A 725-nucleotide genomic window follows, 5' to 3' on the forward strand; every position below is an offset into this window, starting at 1 on the left:
ACCTAAATTCAGAGCGTGGGATTCGTTAGAAAATAAAATGAGATATGACATAGGCGTTATTGAATTTAATGCATTCGATAAAAACGTTAGTGCATTAGCTTTTAATCATCACCTTGACGACACGGGTTACGGGGAAGTTGATAACTCGCAATCTGAATATTACGATGCCCTTTGTTTTAAACTAATGCAGTACACTGGTCTGAAAGACAAAAACGGTACAGAGATTTATGAAGGGGATATTATCGACAAAGGTTATTTAAATGGAGTTCACGATGAAATTGGTGTAGTTACATTTGGTACTGGCTTTGACAGTGACGGTTCCCAATCTGAAAGTTGGTTAGGTTGGGTGACAGATAAAGGTTCGTCAGTTCTTGATGTCCATGAAAAATGTGAGGTAATTGGTAATGTATTTGAAAATAAAAATTTATTAAGTGAGGATGATATTGAGTGAAACCACGTGACTATGAGAAGGCTTGGCATACGCTGAAAGAAAAGATGCTGTCAGATTACGTGAAAACACATAAAGCAGTTGAAAAGATTATTAAGCCTAATAATCAGTACCACTTATTCCAAGTGGCGAATGCAATGGTAGGTAAAAATGAATTGCAAAGATTGTTAGAGGTCATGGACTACTTAGATGAAACAAATGAGTTCAGTAATTTACTACATGATCTAGAGAGGGGCAGTGAGTGATGAAATACAAATACATGGAAAAACAAGTAGAA

The 725-nt window shown here is 36.0% G+C and carries 2 protein-coding genes; both read left to right on the plus strand.

What is annotated here, in order from left to right:
• A partial coding sequence (locus HMPREF3270_RS07455; RefSeq protein WP_070867233.1) for a YopX family protein occupies positions 1–451 on the plus strand: 451 nt, incomplete at its 5' end.
• Positions 448–693 (plus strand): hypothetical protein, encoded by a 246-nt coding sequence (locus tag HMPREF3270_RS07460; protein WP_060804561.1) that lies wholly within the window; start codon positions 448–450, stop codon positions 691–693. The genes HMPREF3270_RS07455 and HMPREF3270_RS07460, both read left to right, overlap by 4 nt.
• Positions 694–725: the final 32 nt, after the last annotated feature.

Origin of the sequence: Staphylococcus sp. HMSC65H10 (genome assembly GCF_001839185.1) — a bacterium.
In the GTDB taxonomy this organism is placed as follows: Bacteria; Bacillota; Bacilli; order Staphylococcales; family Staphylococcaceae; genus Staphylococcus; species Staphylococcus simulans.